General features: G+C 57.7%; 20 protein-coding genes and 1 pseudogene. 11 read left to right on the top strand and 10 right to left on the bottom strand.

Going from position 1 to position 15,848, the window contains the following annotated elements; all coding sequences use genetic code 11:
* Positions 1 to 3: 3 nt before the first annotated feature.
* From NUX24_RS20785 to budA, 4 genes are all read right to left on the bottom strand, one after another.
* Positions 4 to 477: a cold-shock protein gene (locus NUX24_RS20785; protein ID WP_126329047.1), complete on the bottom strand. Its 474-nt coding sequence runs from the start codon at positions 475 to 477 to the stop codon at positions 4 to 6.
* A 131-nt stretch (positions 478 to 608) separates the two neighbouring features.
* A complete protein-coding gene (locus NUX24_RS20780) occupies positions 609 to 1,379 on the bottom strand; it encodes a (S)-acetoin forming diacetyl reductase (protein ID WP_045402003.1) in 771 nt (256 codons plus the stop codon).
* A gap of 20 nt (positions 1,380 to 1,399) precedes the next feature.
* A complete protein-coding gene (alsS, locus tag NUX24_RS20775) occupies positions 1,400 to 3,121 on the bottom strand; it encodes an acetolactate synthase AlsS (protein ID WP_276518063.1) in 1,722 nt (573 codons plus the stop codon).
* Positions 3,093 to 3,872, bottom strand: a complete 780-nt coding sequence (budA, locus tag NUX24_RS20770; protein WP_047650518.1) for an acetolactate decarboxylase — start codon at positions 3,870 to 3,872, stop codon at positions 3,093 to 3,095. The genes alsS and budA overlap by 29 nt, the downstream gene beginning before the upstream one ends.
* A gap of 105 nt (positions 3,873 to 3,977) precedes the next feature.
* Between budA and NUX24_RS20765 the strand changes: the two genes are divergently transcribed.
* Both NUX24_RS20765 and NUX24_RS20760 read left to right on the top strand, forming a co-directional pair.
* The gene (locus NUX24_RS20765; RefSeq protein ID WP_257833848.1) at positions 3,978 to 4,859 is read left to right on the top strand and encodes a LysR family transcriptional regulator; all 882 of its coding nucleotides are present in this window, start codon (positions 3,978 to 3,980) and stop codon (positions 4,857 to 4,859) included.
* 256 nt (positions 4,860 to 5,115) lie between these two features.
* Positions 5,116 to 5,382, top strand: a complete 267-nt coding sequence (locus NUX24_RS20760) for a hypothetical protein (RefSeq protein WP_072015502.1) — start codon at positions 5,116 to 5,118, stop codon at positions 5,380 to 5,382.
* Between the two features lie 81 nt (positions 5,383 to 5,463).
* On the opposite strand, the gene gstA is transcribed toward NUX24_RS20760, so the two are convergent.
* Complete coding sequence (gene gstA, locus NUX24_RS20755) at positions 5,464 to 6,069, bottom strand: glutathione transferase GstA (RefSeq protein ID WP_257833845.1); 606 nt, start codon at positions 6,067 to 6,069, stop codon at positions 5,464 to 5,466.
* Between the two features lie 109 nt (positions 6,070 to 6,178).
* Between gstA and NUX24_RS20750 the strand changes: the two genes are divergently transcribed.
* The 3 genes from NUX24_RS20750 to NUX24_RS20740 all read left to right on the top strand — a co-directional run bounded on the left by NUX24_RS20750 (position 6,179) and on the right by NUX24_RS20740 (position 7,861).
* Entirely contained in the window at positions 6,179 to 7,063 is an 885-nt protein-coding gene (locus NUX24_RS20750) for a LysR family transcriptional regulator (protein ID WP_257833843.1), read from the top strand.
* Between the two features lie 207 nt (positions 7,064 to 7,270).
* The gene (locus tag NUX24_RS21945; protein ID WP_223603752.1) at positions 7,271 to 7,378 is read left to right on the top strand and encodes an ash family protein; all 108 of its coding nucleotides are present in this window, start codon (positions 7,271 to 7,273) and stop codon (positions 7,376 to 7,378) included.
* Between the two features lie 27 nt (positions 7,379 to 7,405).
* Complete coding sequence (locus tag NUX24_RS20740; RefSeq protein ID WP_149323813.1) at positions 7,406 to 7,861, top strand: hypothetical protein; 456 nt, start codon at positions 7,406 to 7,408, stop codon at positions 7,859 to 7,861.
* 163 nt (positions 7,862 to 8,024) lie between these two features.
* Here NUX24_RS20740 and leuE read toward each other — a convergent pair whose 3' ends face one another.
* Complete coding sequence (leuE, locus tag NUX24_RS20735; protein ID WP_257833841.1) at positions 8,025 to 8,669, bottom strand: leucine efflux protein LeuE; 645 nt, start codon at positions 8,667 to 8,669, stop codon at positions 8,025 to 8,027.
* Between the two features lie 269 nt (positions 8,670 to 8,938).
* Here leuE and NUX24_RS20730 point away from each other — a divergent pair, with 269 nt between their 5' ends.
* The 5 genes and pseudogenes from NUX24_RS20730 to NUX24_RS20710 all read left to right on the top strand — a co-directional run bounded on the left by NUX24_RS20730 (position 8,939) and on the right by NUX24_RS20710 (position 11,279).
* Complete coding sequence (locus NUX24_RS20730) at positions 8,939 to 9,250, top strand: type II toxin-antitoxin system HigB family toxin (protein WP_257833839.1); 312 nt, start codon at positions 8,939 to 8,941, stop codon at positions 9,248 to 9,250.
* On the top strand, positions 9,247 to 9,666 hold the full coding sequence (locus tag NUX24_RS20725) for a type II toxin-antitoxin system HigA family antitoxin (protein WP_047650512.1): 420 nt from the start codon (positions 9,247 to 9,249) through the stop codon (positions 9,664 to 9,666). Before NUX24_RS20730 ends, NUX24_RS20725 begins: the two co-directional genes overlap by 4 nt.
* A 69-nt stretch (positions 9,667 to 9,735) precedes the next feature.
* On the top strand, positions 9,736 to 10,146 hold the full coding sequence (locus NUX24_RS20720; protein ID WP_257833836.1) for an immunity 63 family protein: 411 nt from the start codon (positions 9,736 to 9,738) through the stop codon (positions 10,144 to 10,146).
* A gap of 111 nt (positions 10,147 to 10,257) precedes the next feature.
* A pseudogene (locus tag NUX24_RS20715) lies at positions 10,258 to 10,852 on the top strand (hypothetical protein).
* A 1-nt stretch (position 10,853) separates the two neighbouring features.
* Positions 10,854 to 11,279 (top strand): VOC family protein, encoded by a 426-nt coding sequence (locus NUX24_RS20710; RefSeq protein ID WP_257833834.1) that lies wholly within the window; start codon positions 10,854 to 10,856, stop codon positions 11,277 to 11,279.
* Between the two features lie 16 nt (positions 11,280 to 11,295).
* On the opposite strand, the gene NUX24_RS20705 is transcribed toward NUX24_RS20710, so the two are convergent.
* The 3 genes from NUX24_RS20705 to NUX24_RS20695 are packed head-to-tail and all read right to left on the bottom strand — an operon-like array spanning position 11,296 to position 14,364.
* Positions 11,296 to 12,177 carry an HlyD family secretion protein gene (locus NUX24_RS20705; RefSeq protein ID WP_257833833.1) on the bottom strand — a complete coding sequence of 294 codons (882 nt, stop codon included), beginning with the start codon at positions 12,175 to 12,177 and terminating at the stop codon, positions 11,296 to 11,298.
* Complete coding sequence (locus tag NUX24_RS20700) at positions 12,174 to 12,389, bottom strand: DUF1656 domain-containing protein (RefSeq protein WP_047650509.1); 216 nt, start codon at positions 12,387 to 12,389, stop codon at positions 12,174 to 12,176. Before NUX24_RS20700 ends, NUX24_RS20705 begins: the two co-directional genes overlap by 4 nt.
* Positions 12,382 to 14,364 (bottom strand): FUSC family protein, encoded by a 1,983-nt coding sequence (locus NUX24_RS20695; protein WP_257833830.1) that lies wholly within the window; start codon positions 14,362 to 14,364, stop codon positions 12,382 to 12,384. Before NUX24_RS20695 ends, NUX24_RS20700 begins: the two co-directional genes overlap by 8 nt.
* A gap of 76 nt (positions 14,365 to 14,440) precedes the next feature.
* On the opposite strand from NUX24_RS20695, the gene NUX24_RS20690 reads away from it, so the two are divergent.
* The gene (locus NUX24_RS20690) at positions 14,441 to 15,235 is read left to right on the top strand and encodes a helix-turn-helix domain-containing protein (RefSeq protein ID WP_126329058.1); all 795 of its coding nucleotides are present in this window, start codon (positions 14,441 to 14,443) and stop codon (positions 15,233 to 15,235) included.
* Here the strand turns inward: NUX24_RS20690 and NUX24_RS20685 are convergent.
* On the bottom strand, positions 15,232 to 15,848 hold a 617-nt coding region (locus tag NUX24_RS20685), incomplete at its 5' end, for an oxidoreductase (RefSeq protein WP_257833827.1). The two genes, NUX24_RS20690 and NUX24_RS20685, sit on opposite strands and share 4 nt — an antisense overlap.

Genomic DNA, 15,848 nt, shown 5'->3' with positions numbered 1-15,848 from the left:
AAATCACTTCAGCAGCTTCACCGTGGCGTCGATGTCGATCTCATCTTCGGTGAAGATCAGCGTCGTATTCTGGAAGGTGGTGATCGCCAGCTTCTTCACCGTGCGCATTTCGCCCGGCTTTTTCTCGGATTTCGGCTTGATGCTGTTCATCAGCAGCCCCACCGACAGCACCGCGTTCTCTTTGTCGATTTTGGCATCAACCGGCTCTTCTTCGTTAAACACCACGAAGGATTTGATCGAGGTGAGCTTCACGCGCTCGCCCGCAATAAAGAGATGTTTGCTTTCAGGGATCACCTTCACCGCATAGGCGGAAAGGCCTTTGTTGTTGGTGGTCGGCTCGAAGGTCACCGCGGCATCTTTTTTAATCAGATCGGGATTCGCGACCTTAATCACATGAAAATAGCGGTTGTCGCCGTTTTCATCTTTGATAAATCCAAAGCCTTTATCTTTAAACCACGTTGTGATTGTACCGTTCATCGCTGTTACCGCCTGTCAGATCGTAATGACTAAAGTTTTGCAGCGCGCAGTGTAATGCACAATGGATGAGGAGACAAAAAAAAGCCCCTGCACGGGTGCAGGGGAAAACTCATGTCAGAGCTTATTAGAATTTAATTAAACACCATCCCACCATCGATGAGCAGAGATTGGCCGGTCATGTAGTCGGAATCCGGGCCTGCCAGGTATGAGACGCAGGCGGCCACATCTTCCGGCTCGGACAAACGGCCAAGCGTGATGCGTTTGGCAAAGGTTTCGGTCCCGTAGCCGAGCGGTTTACCCGCCGCCTCGGAGACCTGACGGTCGATCTCCGCCCACATCGGCGTTTTGACGATGCCCGGGCAGTAGGCGTTAACGGTGATCCCCAGCGGAGCAAGATCCCGCGCGGCGGTCTGCGTTAAGCCGCGCACCGCGAACTTGCTGGAACTGTAGACCGCCAGCTCCGGGTTGCCGGTGTGGCCCGCCTGGGAGCAGGCGTTGATGATCTTGCCGCCGTGCCCCTCTTTGCGAAACGCGTCAATCGCGGCCTGGATCCCCCAGATCACCCCTTTCACGTTGATGTTGTAGACCTTGTCAACAATCTCAGGCGTGATGGATTCGATGGGGGTGGACGGCGCAATCCCGGCGTTATTCACGATAACGTTAAAGCCGCCCAGCGCGGTGCGCGCTTTCTCCACCGCTGCGAATACCTGTTCGCGGTCAGAGACATCGACCTTCACGGCCACGGCGTTGCCGCCGTTACGGATGATTTCATCGGCGACGGCTCTTGCCGTCTCAACGTTATAGTCGGCGATGGCGACGGCAAAGCCATCTTTCACCAGGCGAAGCGCGATCGCTTTACCAATCCCCTGGCCTGAGCCGGTTACGAGAGCAACTTTTTGCATTTATCTGTCCTTATATTGAGTCACAAAATCTGGCTGAGATGGAGCTGGCCCATCAGCAGCGGGTTATCGCTGTAGTCGACGGGAATGGCCACCACGGCCGGGCCATCCACATCCATCGCCGCACGCAGCGTGGGTTCCAGCGCGTCGGCGCTCTCCACGGCAAAGCCTTTCGCGCCAAAGGCGTCGGCATAAACTTTGAAATCGACCGGGCCGAACTCGACGCCGGAAAGGCGCTGGTATTTTTTCTCTTCCTGAATCGCCACCATGTTGTAGCCGTTATCCACCCAGATGATGTGCAGCACGTTGGCATTGAGGCGCACCGCGGTTTCCAGCTCCATGCTCGACTGCAGGAAGCCGCCGTCACCGGAGACCGAAACCACCTTGCGGCCCGGGTTCACCAGCCATGCGCCGATCGCCCACGGCAGCGCGACGCCCATGGTCTGCTGACCGTTGGAGATCATCACCTGACGCGCCCGGAAGCTGTAGAGGTAGCGGGCGATCCAGATGTGGAAGCTGCCCATATCAACGGTGAGCGTCACGTCGTTATTCACAATGTCCTGCATGGCGCGCACGATGCGCAGCGGGTGCAGGGCAAACTGGTTAAGCGAGGCGCCGCGGCGATCGAGCAAATCCCGCTGGTGCTGGCGATCGACCAGAATTTCGGAGGCCCGCTGGCTCAGTTCGAGCTTACGATCGATGCGGTTAGCGAGCAGGTTCAGCGTTTCGGCGATGTCCCCCACAAGCTCCAGATCCGGCACGTAGTTACGCTCTTCATAGGCGGGCAGCACATCGATATGCACCAGCGTCGCGTCGCCGCTATTCCACATGGACGGCTCGTACTCCACCGGGCTGTAGCCGATGCAGATAATCAGGTCCGCCAGATGCAGCAGCCGGTCGCCCGCCTGGTTATTGAACAGGCCGACGCGTCCGGCGAAGCGGGTGAAGTGCTCCTGGTTCACCGCCCCGGCGGCCTGATAGGTGCTGGTGACCGGAATACGGCTTTTCTCCAGCAGCTTGCGCAGCGCGGCGCTGTTCGCGGGCTGGCTGGCCATCAGGCCGAGTAAAATGACCGGATTTTTGGCGGTTTCGATAAGCTTCGCCACGTCGTTGATGGCCGACTCCGGTGCCGGGCCCATCAGCGCCGGGCCGCTGGCGGGCAAAATCGCCCCCGTCGCGGGCTGGTCGACGATATCCTGCGGCAGGCTGACGAACGCGCCCCCCGGCCTGCCGTGCTCGGCGGCGCGAAACGCGTTCGATACCACCTCGGCAATCGCGTCCGGTGAGCTGACCTCCACGGCGTATTTGGTGACCGGGCTGAACATGGCGACGGTGTCCATGCTCTGGTGCACCAGCTTGGCTTTATCCGCCCGCTTCACCGCCCCGCCCAGCGCCACGACCGGGTCGCCTTCGCTGTTGGCGGTGGCGATACCGGTGATCAGGTTGGAACAGCCCGGCCCGGAGGTCACCAAAGCTACCCCAGCCTTGCCGGTCAGCCTCCCTACCGCCGCCGCCATAAACGCCGCGTTCGCCTCGTGGCGGACGGGAATAATCTCGATGGAGGAGTCCAGCAGAGAGTCAAAAACTTTGTCGATTTTCGCACCCGGGATCCCGAACACCTGCTTCACGCCCTGCGCTTCCAGCTGACCGACAACCATATCGGCGCCGTGCGCCCACTGACGTGACTGTTTCTCACTGTTCACGGTAGTTCTCCTGTTAGTTTTCGACGGAACGGATCGCTGCATCAAGATTGCTGGGGTGAAGGTTGGCCCGTAAAAACGCGCTGTCGGCGGGCAGGTCAATCATCAGCTTGTGGATTTCCCCAAAGGTGAGCACGCCGCTCTCCAGCTGGTAGTCGAGCAGATGGCCCCCGCCCTGACGGTCGTCGGTGATGAAATGCTCGTGATAGCCGGCCACGTTAATGCCCTGCATGTGCTGCGGCGTGCGGAACCCGACCAGCACCCCTTCGCGCTGGTTAAAGCGGAACACCGGCTGGTCGTCCAGCACGTCGGTCATCGCGCGGTACGGCGGCTTCTGGCGCGGCACCGTGCGGGTGTGGGCGTGGCGGAAGTTGCCGTCGATGCGCAGCGCGCAGAACAGGTTGTCGGAGGGGATCTGCTGGTCGATGACGTCGTGGATCTGCTGACGGCTGACCGGCGCATCGAAGGTTTTGCGGTACTGCGGCTGGAACCAGGTCATCACCGCAAACGGCGTTTTCTGCTCAGGCTTCGCGGCCCGGGCGCTGCCGTCGGCGCGCAGCTGGTACACCTGGCTGCTGAAGGCAATCATTTCGCCGTCCAGCTCGTTGAAGGTGCCCAGACCAAAATCACCGTGTGCCAGCAGATCGGCGATGGTGGTCTCTCCTTCGTACACGCCGCTTAGCAGGGCGCTCATTAGCGATGTCTGATAGATCACGCTGTCAGGATGCTGGGCGGAGAACCCACGCAGGGTCTCGCACAGGCTGGCCTCACAGTCGCAGGCAGATGAATGCATCATCGTGCTCGTCCTCTTCAACTTTATTTAGAAAGGTTAAATAAATGTTGACCCGATTCAGCAGAGAGTTCCAATATAGAAACCATGCTGGTTTGAGACGTTTTAGATATGGAACTTCGTTATCTGCGGTATTTTGTCGCGGTTGCACGCGAGCGACACTTCACCAGGGCGGCCGAAGCGCTGGGTATTTCACAGCCTCCTCTGAGTCAGCAGATCAAACGGCTCGAAGAGGAAGTCGGCACGCCGCTGTTCAGACGCCTGACGCGGGGCGTGGAGCTGACCGAGGCGGGAGAAGCCTTCTACGAGGACGCCTGCAAAATTCTGGCGCTGAGCGACGCCGCGCTGGAAAAAGCCCGCGGCATCGCGCGCGGGCTGAACGGCAACCTGTCGATTGGCATCACCAGCTCCGACGCTTTTCATCCCAAAATTTTCGCGCTGATCCGCCAGTTTCAGGTGCAGAACATGGCGGTTCAGGTTCACCAGGTGGAAGCCAATATGTCGTCGCTGACGACGATGCTGGCGGAGGGTGAGCTAGATATCGCCTTCGTGCGCCTGCCGTGCGAGAGCAGCAAGGCGTTCGAGTTAAAAATCCTCGACCGGGAGCCGATGGTGGTTGCGCTGCATCGCGATCATCCGCTGGCGGCGTGCGATTCGCTGGCGTTAGAGCAGCTTCGGGATACGCCGGTGGTGCTGTTCCCGCAGGAGGTCGCGCCGGGGCTGTACGAACGGGTTCACGGCTGCTGCGAACGGGCCGGGATTGACGTGCAGCACGCGCTGCAGTCGTCGCAGCTTTCCTCCTCCCTGAGCATGGTTTCCGCTGGCGGCGGGTTCGCGCTGGTGCCCAAATCCATGGCGGCCATTTCACCGCCGAATGTCACCTATCACTCGCTGAGCTCGCCGGAGCTTTATACCGATATCGCGCTCTGCTGGCGGCGCTTTGAACGCTCGCGGACGGTGAAGCGGTTTTTGATGATGATGATCGAGGGGTGACGGCGCAGCGCTGCTGGTTTATTGGCCGGGTAAGGCGTTGCCGCCACCCGGCAAGTCAGCCTTAGTTGTCAAATCACGGGATCCTGGAACGGTAAAGGTCTTACTGATGCACGCTTCGGTACTACGTTTTCCTGGTAATTGTCTGCCGCAAACCATCTGTTACTCTGGCTGCACTCAAGGGATGACAAGGAAGAGAGATGCTGAATAATCCATGCTGGCAAGATGCCTTGAAATACCCTGAACAATGGAGGTTTTGATGACTACACGAGTTATTGCATTTTTGCTCATACTCGGCGCATTCGCTGTAAATGCTGCCGATGGCGGTAATGGTGGGGATGGCGGAAACGGTTCTGATGGAGGAAACGGTTCGGATGGCACCGTCTCAGCTCCGGGCCGCGCAGGTTGTCCGGGCGGAACAGATCCGGACGCGTCGGGAAAATTTTATCTTCCAGGAACAAAACAGCAATGCAATCCGGGGAAGCAGGATGCCGTGAAAAGCGCCAGGCAATCAGATGCAGAGTGACAGTATGCTAACGCATCCTGGCTCCTCATCCTCATTTGCCTCCTGCTTCAGGCATGAATACCTGCGGCGGAATACGCAGACCTAGTCTTTCGCCTCCGCACGTAATGCCGCCTGCACCGCGGGACGGGCGCTGATTTTTTCCCTGTACGCCACTAGCGCGGGCCAGTCGTTGAGTTCAATTGAGAAGAACGAGCACCATCCCAGCACGGTGAAAAGATAGGCATCCGCCACGCTGAATGACGCTCCCGCCAGATAAGCGCTTGTGGAGAGCGTTTCCTGAAGAAAATCGAACCGCCTGAACAGCTTCTCACGAAAAATCGATTTGGCCTCTTCGGGCAGCACGCGATTAAAAAGAGGTGCCGATCCCGCGTGTATTTCGCTGGTGATAAAGTTTAGCCATTCCTGAAGCCGCACTCGCTCCCAGCTGTCTGCTCGCGGTGCCAGCCCACTTTCTGGCTTGAGATCTGCCAGGTACTGCAAAATGGCTGGCCCCTCGGTCAGGATTTTCCCGTCATCCAGTTCAAGCGCAGCGACATAACCTTTAGGGTTGATGGTCAGGAAGTCGCGCCCGTCAGCGGTAATCTTGCTCCTGTTGTCCACTTTTACCAGATCAAACTCAATCGCCAGTTCGCGCAGCACGATATGGGGTGAGAGTGAACAGGTGTCCGGGGCGTAATAAAGTTTCATGATCTCTCCGTTAAAGCGGTTATGTGATTTACATACACTGTGCTTAAAGCCATTCTCACTGTAAAATTAATGATTCATAAAATAGCTATTAGCTGAGCTACTGATATCCATGATGAATCTTTTACACTGGCGCTTGCTGGTTGCAGTGGCCGATGCCAGTAATATTTCCCGTGCCGCTGAAGAGGTCGGCATGACGCAGTCGGGCGCCAGCCAGGCGATCGCTCAGTTAGAGGCCTCTTTAGGATTTGCGGTATTCACGCGAGAGCGACGCCACATCGGCGTGACTGCCCTGGGCGAGCGGGTTGTCAAAGAGGCAAGGAGTATGCTGGCGCGGCTGGACGCCATCCGTGCACTGGCGGATGAGAGCCGGGGGCTGAGCGGCGGGCGCATTCGTCTTGCCAGTTTTCCTTCGGTGACATCCACATTTTTACCCGGACTGCTGCGCGACTTTAAGCGCCTGCATCCTGAAATCGAGGTGGTCGTACTGGAAGGTACGGACCAGGAGGTCGAAGAGTGGCTGGCGGCAGATACGGTTGATCTGGGCGTGGTCATGAACCCTGTTCCCGGGCGTGCTGAAGCGATCTTAGGGCAGGATGCGTGGGTCGCGGTGCTGCCAGCCAGTCACCGTCAGGCTCGCTATGCGCGTTTGCGGGGTATCCCCCTTGAGGAACTGGCAGACCAGCCCTTCGTGCTCGCAACCGGCGGTTGCGCCGTCAATGGAAAAAGCCTGATGGAACAGGCTGGCTTGCAGCTGTCTGACGTGCGGGTGACCGTCCGCGACTGGATCAGCGCCTGCCTGCTGGTGCGCGAAGGCATGGGCGTCGCGCTGATACCTGAATCCGCTCTGCCGGATGAATTACGCGGCTTGTGCGTCGTGCCCGTAGCACCTTCGCTGTGCCGGGAGTTTGGGCTGGTTTGTTCGCAGGCGGGCAAATCCTCCCGCGCGACGCAGGCGTTATTAGAAGGGTTGCTCAAAATGAAAAGGTCTGCGTGAAGGAGTAGCCGCCACCCGGCAGTGCCCTTCTGGAAGCCGCCTCGCAAACTTTCAATCAACCTTATGTAATTCAGGGTTATTCCTTTCCTTCCATTTTTCGCCGCCGTAAAGTGCCTGCGTTGCGGCACATCCGTAACCGGGCGTAGGAACCCGTTAGCATAAAGCGATATTTTTTGTCGCGACAGCGCATATCCCGTTAGAATCACGGTGGCGCTGGCGGAGCAGCCGAAAGGCTGGCCGTTTTTCTTTATGCACGGCATTCCTACCTCCGTCAGCGCTACCCCCTCTGAGCGTAGGAACTCATCGGGCGGTTAATATTTTTTTGCATAAAGAGGATGCCTTATGGCTACTATCCCTGGATTTTCTTACGCGCTTACTGAAGAAAGCGCTGTTTATCACCTTATCCACCTGCAACTTCCCGATTCTGCGAATCTCTTCGAACTGGCTGACGCCTGCACTGCGTATGTAAGCGTGCTGGTGGAAACTGACGACGCGGTGACGTTTGCCACGCTCTGTACGCGATTGCTGGCTGCGCTGAAGCGACTGCGGGAGTGCTGCGATGCCGAGCTGCCTTCGCATCTGGTTGAACAACTGATTGCGGGGGAAAAGATTGCTTCCTGCGTGCCCGACTGCTGGCAAGAGACGACGTTGCAGGTGGACTATGCCGTAGCGTTAACGTTGGCAGTGATGGGCGGGACGTTGCCTGCGAGCGTGGCGAAAGAACTCACCGGGCTGCTGCATGATATGGTCTGGTTATTGGCGGAGTTTGTGAAGGAGCCTTATATCCAGGCGCACTGAGGCGGGTGACTGAAGGCCGGAATTCTGCGAGGTAAGAAGCAGGATTTCGGCCTTACTCAAAGTACAGAGTTGTTTGTGGAATGTCCGTTAAGAGCGAATAGCAGACGGCCTATCCATCAAAAGAACATAAAAAAAACCGCCTCACGGCGGTTAAGCTATCAAGTCAAGAAGTTGCGCTTGCGAGACGTGCTGCAAATCCAATGAAGAACATCCCTACCAGCGCATTTCCTATGGCAGATAACCTACGGTTGCCTTTAAGACGGCTGAGCAGATAAGAGCCGCAGAAAACGAGAAAGCCGAAATAAACGAGAGTAATTGCGAACATTACTGCTGCCAGAATGATAAAAGCCATCCAGGAGTGTTCAGCCTGAACATTAATGAACTGGGCGAAGAAAGAGATATAGAACAGCAGCGTCTTTGGATTCAATAGCGTAACCAACATTCCGCGTCCGATGATCCCCCCGGCATCAGCTGAAGCTTTCTTTTCCTCACTCGTTTCGACAGCTGGCTTGAAGATAGCGCGTATTGTCTGGACACCGAGATAGAAAAGATAAGCAGCGCCTGCGTACTTGATGGCGTTAAACAAGGCAGGAGTTGAGCTTATGACCGCCGCCAGCCCACACCATGCCAGCAGAACCAGAATAACGTCGCTCACCAGAATGGAAAATATTGCAGCAAAGCCCCGCTTGATGCCGCTGGTAATGCTCGTTTTAATCACGAACATGGTTTCAGGGCCAGGTACAAGGACTATCAGCGTTGCACCAAGCAGGTACGTCCAGAAATTCACGACACCAAAATCAGCAAACATTTTCACTCCGGTTCTCTCGTTTTCAACGAAGCTATTCTAATGTAACCAGCGTAGATGAAAACACATCACGGCAACTTTCCTGGTAAGCCAATGTCTGCTGTTGGCACAAAGCGGACATTTTTTTCACAGCCACCTCATACAGTGTTCACACTAATTAAATGACCGCCATCATCACGAGCATATGAACACTGTACTCCATCAAAGTTTCCACATTGTCAACCCACCAACCGTCACCCATAATGTTTCCAGTCTGGAAACAAGGGGCAAGGATGCACGTAGTCTCAAGAGCACCTTTCGACGCAGCCACCAGACAATTTCCTAATCAAGCACTCGCCCTGGACGATCTTTACCGGGTACTAAAAAAGGAGCATTACCTGTCACCAGACGACATGCGAAAGCGCTTCCCCAGCCTGGACAGGATGAAGTACCGGGAGAAATGGTGGGTCATTAATGTGGGTGGCGGGCATTTAAGAGTGATGTTTTTTACTGATTTTGAGCTAGGAACAATTTTCATCAAACACATCAGCACTCACGCAGAGTATGACAAGCTCACGGACCTCTACCGGAGAATGAAAGAATGAATTATGCAGCAGCCATCAAAGCGGCAAACGACCTGACAAACGCGCTCCCTTTCCTGGGCTCAAGCCCGTCGCGAGAAGATTACGAAGATGCGCTGGCGCTGGTGGAGTATCTGATCGAACATGAACCCGATAGCCCGCTGGTAGAGATGCTCACCACCAAAATCGATAAATACGAAAACGAGTCTCCGGAGTTTGCGGAATTTAACGCGCGTGTTGCCAGCATTCCGTCAGGCGTTGCGTTATTGCGAACGCTGATGGATCAGTACCAACTCACTCAGAGCGACTTCGAGAACGAAATTGGCAAGAAGTCTCTGGTGAGTCGAATCCTCAACGGACAGCGCACGTTAACGCTGGATCATATGCGTGCGCTGGCAAAACGTTTTGGTTTGCCGGTGAGTGCGTTTGTGGGGAAGTGATCGAGAGCAGGCGCTTTGTACCCAATCCGCGATGATGAGTCGTTTATATTCAAGAACAAAGAGCTGTTTATGAAAACAATTGAAGAACTACGAAACGAGCTTCTAAAAATAGGTGAGCAGTTAGGCGGAGGCACAAGGCCAAACCATTACTTCTTTATCCCTGACCAACCCGATGGGGTTGCAACGCCCTATCTTGAAATTCATGGCAAAGAATATCATTTTATCGTCAGTGAAAGAGGCCTTCAAATACAGCGAAAAGTAACGCTCAGTGACGATGAAATTCTGTATTGGTTTGTGGAGAGTGCCGTGGCGGGGATGGCCTCAACCTATGCAGCAAGCCATTCATCTGAACGAGAATTTAGAGAGGTTTACTTCAGAAGGCAATACAGTTTAATGCTCTCTATCAAACCTGAATGGGCAACAAGAAAGCGCAAAGAAATCGCTGAGCTTCTCCATTCGCAAAGAAGCGAACGTTATTAACCCAACCGGCTCGTTACATTTACTTCCCTGTTGCCCTCTCTTTTCCTGGTAATTGCCTGCGACACACCATCTGTTACTCTGGCTGGACGCAAGGGAAGACAAGGAAGAGAGATGCTAAACCCTGGATTCGTTACCCGCAAAGCGCTTGCTCAGTGGCAGGATGTTCCCGCTTTTCTCCCCCTAGTTCCAGTTTCATGAAAAACACCGAACGATCATTCGCACTCCCTACCCTGAAAATATTCTGCCAATGATTGCCAGCTTTGACGTCCGGCAAGATGCCGTGATTCGGCGATTAATGTCATTGCGTCAAATACCGCAAAAATTTCTGCGCAACCAGAAGCCACAGTCGATCGGAAACTTTGGTTTGCACAGTTTTACCCTTTTGAAAAATTCAGTATCAGAAATCTGTTACGGCTTAAGAGGACAATTCTGGCGTTCGGATTTCGGTCTGGAAAACGTGCCGGATGCCAGTGCTTTTCAGACCCCAGCCGCGCCGGGCAGCGCGAAACTGTTGCTGCGCTACAAGATAACGGAGCTGACGCCCGGCAAGCATGAGCTCGCTACGGAAACATTCATCTCTTGTCCGGACAGACGCACTCGGCTAAAAATGTCGGCTTACTGGCTGGTAATACGGGCGGGAAGCGGCTGGATCCGTAAAAGGACGCTGAAGGCTGTTAAATCGAATATTGAAGGATGGGAGTCATAAGATGCTGGCTTATATCACTATAGGTACAAACGACTTTCAGCGCTCCGTGAATTTTTATGACGCTGTTTTTAACGTTCTTGGCTACTCGCGTCTGCCGGCGTGGACTGAAAGCTGGGCAATGTGGGTAGATGAAAATAATTCCGGCGAGGGGTTCAGCTTCTGTATTTGTCCTCCTTTTGACCAGCAGCCCGCGACGGCGGGAAACGGGACAATGTTCGCATTCAGTGCAGATAACGCGGATCTTGTCAGACGGTTCCACGCAGCTGGCCTCCTTGCGGGTGGAACGAATGAAGGCGAGCCTGGTACGCGAAGCGCTTACGGCCCCGACTTTTATGTTGCCTATCTGCGCGATCCTGACGGGCATAAGCTCGCATGCGTTTATCAGCATTACTCTCCTGAAGCCGATAAGTTTGTAGGCGAGGAATAGTCGCTTCAATCCTTATCTACCGCCCCACCTCCACGCTCGCCGACAGCCCCGCCACCAGCTCAACCCCCTCCGGCAATCTGTCGATATGAATGCGCACCGGCACGCGCTGCGCCAGCCGCACCCAGCTAAAGGTGGGCACCCAGCTAAAGGTGGGCTCGACGTCGGGCAGGCCCAGCCCGCCCGTTTCGTCATTACTGTCCCCGATCCCATGCCCGACGCTCTCCACGTGACCCGTGATGACAGGCTCGTAACCCATCAGCACCACCTGCGCGGCATCCCCGACGCGAATATGGCGCAGCTTGGTCTCCTCAAAGTACCCCACTATCCAGAAGCTGTGGGCATCAACGATGGCGACCTTCGTCTCCCCCGCCGTCGCGTAGTCGCCGGGGCGAAGCCGCAGGTGGGTGACGTACCCCGACACCGGCGCGCGCACGGTGGCGTGCGCCAGATTCAGCTCTGCCAGATCCAGCGCGGCCAGCGCGCCGTGATAATTGGCCGCCGCGACGTTCGCCGCGCTGCCGGTTTGCTGCAAATCCTCGCTGGAGATGGCGTTTTTAATCAGCGTGCGGCGATGGGCCGCGTCCTGGCGCATCAGCATCTCATGGCGTTTCGATTCCACATCAGCCTGCGCGCTGACCACCGCCAGCTTAAGCCAGCGCGGATCGATGACGTAAAGCACATCGCCCCGGTTCACCCACTGGTTGTCCCGCACGGCTACGCTGATGACCGGCCCGGAGACGTCCGGCGCAATCTGCACCACGTCCGCCCGCACGCGGCCGTCGCGGGTCCACGGCGTTTGCGCGTAGTGTTTCCACATCATAAAGGCCAGAAGCGTGGCCGCCACAGCCGCGCTTAAGGTCAGCGCATAGCGAGCCAGTAAAGAGAGCAGTGATTTCATGACAATAACCCCAACGCGGTCAGACCCTGCATCAGCAGGAAAAAGGTGACAATCCAGGTTGAAACATCCATCAGCGGGCGAAACGGTAAGCGCCGGTAGAGCCTGCTGAGCGAGAAAAGCGCGACGAGGCCCAGCGTGCAGACCAGCGCCGCGAGGGCGACCGTCAGCAGCCCCGGAATAAAAACCCCGCCGATATTGAGATCGTTAACCATGATCGGGCCCCCGTAATGCACAGTGCAGATCCACCAGCCTGAAGACCAACTGGCGCGTATGTTCATCTGCTGCTGGCAGATGACGTTCGATAAGTGCAGCGATGCGTTCGCGCAAGGCGTGGCGGTCCGCGGCGTTTATCCGATGAAAAAGCGCGTCAACCTCCCTGCCGGACGGCGCGTCACTGCGGCGTAAATGCATGACCGACAGCCCCAGACGTAGCGCGTGTAACAGTCGATCGAGCGCCTGTTCTGGCGCGCGCGCGCTGCGCTGCAGGCGCGGCAGCAACAGGGCGGTTCGGTCCATCATCAGGTTGATCCAGTGCGTTTCATCAATCCGCAGCGAGCCCTTCACGCTGCGGCGAATGTCGCGCTGGCAGAGGTTCAGCAGACGCGTGATGGCGCCATCCGCCTGCACGGTTTGCAGCAGGCTCATGCTGATGACGGCAAAGCCGGTCGCGGCAAAGAGCGCAATGGCCGTGTTAGCCGCAACGGCGAAGTCTCCGCTGTAGCGCGCCCCCAGCTCGCACAGAATGGGCAAGGTCAGGGTGATGCCCATCGCCATAAACGTGGTGGGCGGACGCGCCTGAAGCGACCCGGCCAGCAGATACGCCGGGGCAAGCACCGCCACCAGCACCGGGAAATCGCTCACCAGCGGCAGCAGCGCAAAGCTGTAGAACATGCTAATGACCACGCCCCAGAATGAGCCGATGATGTATTTCACGATGTGCGGCGCCGGGGTGTCGAAGCTGCCAAACAGCGTGCAGCAGACGCCGAGTATCGAAACCGCCGTACCGCCATCCGGCCACGCCGAGAAGATCCAGACCAGACAGCCGCTCAGGATGATGGCGAAAGCCCCCAGCGCCGTGCGGGCTGCGGTAAGAGGATCGCGGTGGAAAACGTAGCCTTTTGCCGCGCGGGTTTGCATCTTCCCAAACACGGGTTTTGCATGGTGGATGGCCCCGGAAAGACGCTCGCACTGCTGCAGAAGCGCGATCGCCTCCGAGAGGTAGCGGATAAAGCTGACCTGCAGCGCGTCGTCAAACGTCTGCGCCTGCGCGGCATACCGATCGATGAGAAGCGCACAGCGGAGCCGCAGCGCGTCTGCCGTGCTGCTGGCACCAGCGCCTTCAGCGGCAAGCCAGGCCTGAACGTCCTCCATCAACGCCTGCGCGTCGGCGGGCAGGGTTTCGATCGCTGGCAGGCGATCGTGCAGTTCACAGTTGACGATAACCAGCCGCGCCAGCCGGTCGTGAATCGCTTTTCTGGCCTGCCGCACCGGGGCTGAGAGGGCAAAATCATAGGGAATATGGTGGCTGATGCCCTGCAGGAACTGCAGCGCCAGGGCCAGATGCAGGGGGCCGGAAGCCGCGTCGGGTTTGCCTGCTAAGGTATCCGCCACCCGCCCGCGCGCGGCCCGTAGCGTCTGGGATAGCTTAGCGTTGAACTGGCCCGATACCCGCGCGGGCAGCACGTAGCGGTGAATCAGCGCCGCGCAGAAAATCCCAATCGCGATCTCCTGCACGCGGACAATGGCGACGTTAAAGATGCCGCCGGGATCGGACACCGCGGGAAAACCAATCAGGCTCGCGGTGTAGCCTGCCAGCACAAACGCGTAAGCCCGGGGCGTGCGTTCCAGCAGGGAGAGCCACAGGCAGAATACGATCCAGCCCGTCAGCACCACGCTGCACAGGACTGGCGTATTCGCGAAGGCAGGCACAATAAGTACGGTCGCGCTGGCACCCGCCACGGTACCGGCCAGCCGGTAAAGGCTTCTGCTCAGCGATGCTCCGACCGACGTCTGCGACACGATGTAAACCGTAATAATGGCCCACGAGGGGCGTTCGAGGCCGATCGACAGCGCAATGTAATAAGCCAGCATCGCCGCGGCAAAACTCTTCGCAGAGTAGATCAGCGCGCCCGCATCGTTTCGCAGCGCGGCGGGGAGACGAACGGAATGAGATAGGATGTTTTTCATGCCGGGATTATTACCGGCTTGCAGACCCGCTTAAATACTCTATTCTGTCAAAAAATACCTAAATGTTGCCAGAATCGTGAAACCTCAACCTGCTACTACGCTGTATGACCCCGACTCTACCGCCAGCCCGGCAGTGGCGCGTCATCTGGACTTCGTGGACTACGCCGCGGAAGTGCCGGTGCATACCCACCGCAAGGGCCAGCTGATTATTGCCCGATACGGCGCGGTTAGCTGTTACGCGGAGAATGATATCTGGATCGTGCCGCCGGACTGCGCCGTCTGGATCCCCGGCGGGATCCCGCACAGCGCCAAAGCGACCTGGAACGCGCATCTCAACTATCTGTTTATTGAGCCCGGCGCGGCGGCGCTGCCGGAAAAATGCTGCACGCTGGCGATCTCGCCGCTGATTAAGGAGCTGGTCGATCGTCTGACGCGCGAAGGCGTGGATTATTCCCCGGACGGCCACGTCGCCAGGCTGACCCGGGTCACGCTTGACGAGCTCGCCAGCATGCCGCAGCAGAAGCTGAGCCTGCCGGTCTCAGCCGATCCGAAAATTCGCGCCATGGCGGACGCGCTGGTCAGCCGACCTGAGGACAGAAGCACCCTGAAGGAGTGGGCGAAACGGCTGGCCCTCAGCGAGCGCTCGTTTGCCCGCCTGATGCAGCGCGAGACCGGGCTGAGCTTCGGGCGCTGGCGTCAGCAGCTGCATTTGATTATTGCCCTGCGGGAGCTGGCCAGCGGCGTGCCCGTCCAGAACGTGGCGACAACGCTCGGATACGAATCCGTGAATGCGTTTATCACCATGTTCCGAAAATCGATGGGCAGCACGCCCGCCCATTACTTTGCCGAACGGAAAAACAGCGGCCGTTAGCCCGGCCCCTCGCTCCCCGCCGCCAGCAGAGGCACCACCACGTCGCTGATGGGCACCGCAATCCCGTGCTTGCGGCCGTAGCGTTGGATCACCCCGTTGCGGATATCCCACTCCATCGGGCGATCGGCCTGACGGTCGGCCAGGATCGAGGTGCCCAGGTCCTCAGGCGCACGCTGGAAGTTCGCAAGAATTTCCTGCGCTACGTCATCGTCCAGCTTCGCCCCTTCGGCGCGGGCGACGGTAAGCCCCTCGCGCAGGTAGGCCAGCGCAAGCTCGCTGATATCCTCGCGCCTGAACATCCCGGCGCGGCGGTTAGAAAGCACCATCAGCCCGGCGGCCGCGTTTTGCAGCAGCTTGCGCCACGCGACGGTGGCGAAATCAGCCGAAAGCTCAACCGCACATCGCGTACCGCGAAGCGCCTCCACCACCCGCAGCGCCTGCGGCACGTCCGGCAGCGTCAGGCGCGGTTTGGCGCGCAGCCACACGGAGGCATCCGGCTCGCGCTGGGCCGGGAACCAGACCACCGACGGCAGCACCGTCGCGCCGTTAACCCACGGCTCAAGCTGGGCTTTTTGCTCCACGCCGTTTTGCAGGGCGCAGACCACGGTGTTTT

Origin of the sequence: Enterobacter sp. HG048, assembly GCF_024702055.1 — a bacterium.
Taxonomy (GTDB): domain Bacteria; phylum Pseudomonadota; class Gammaproteobacteria; order Enterobacterales; family Enterobacteriaceae; genus Enterobacter; species Enterobacter dykesii.
This window is presented reverse-complemented; position numbering and strand designations above follow the sequence as displayed.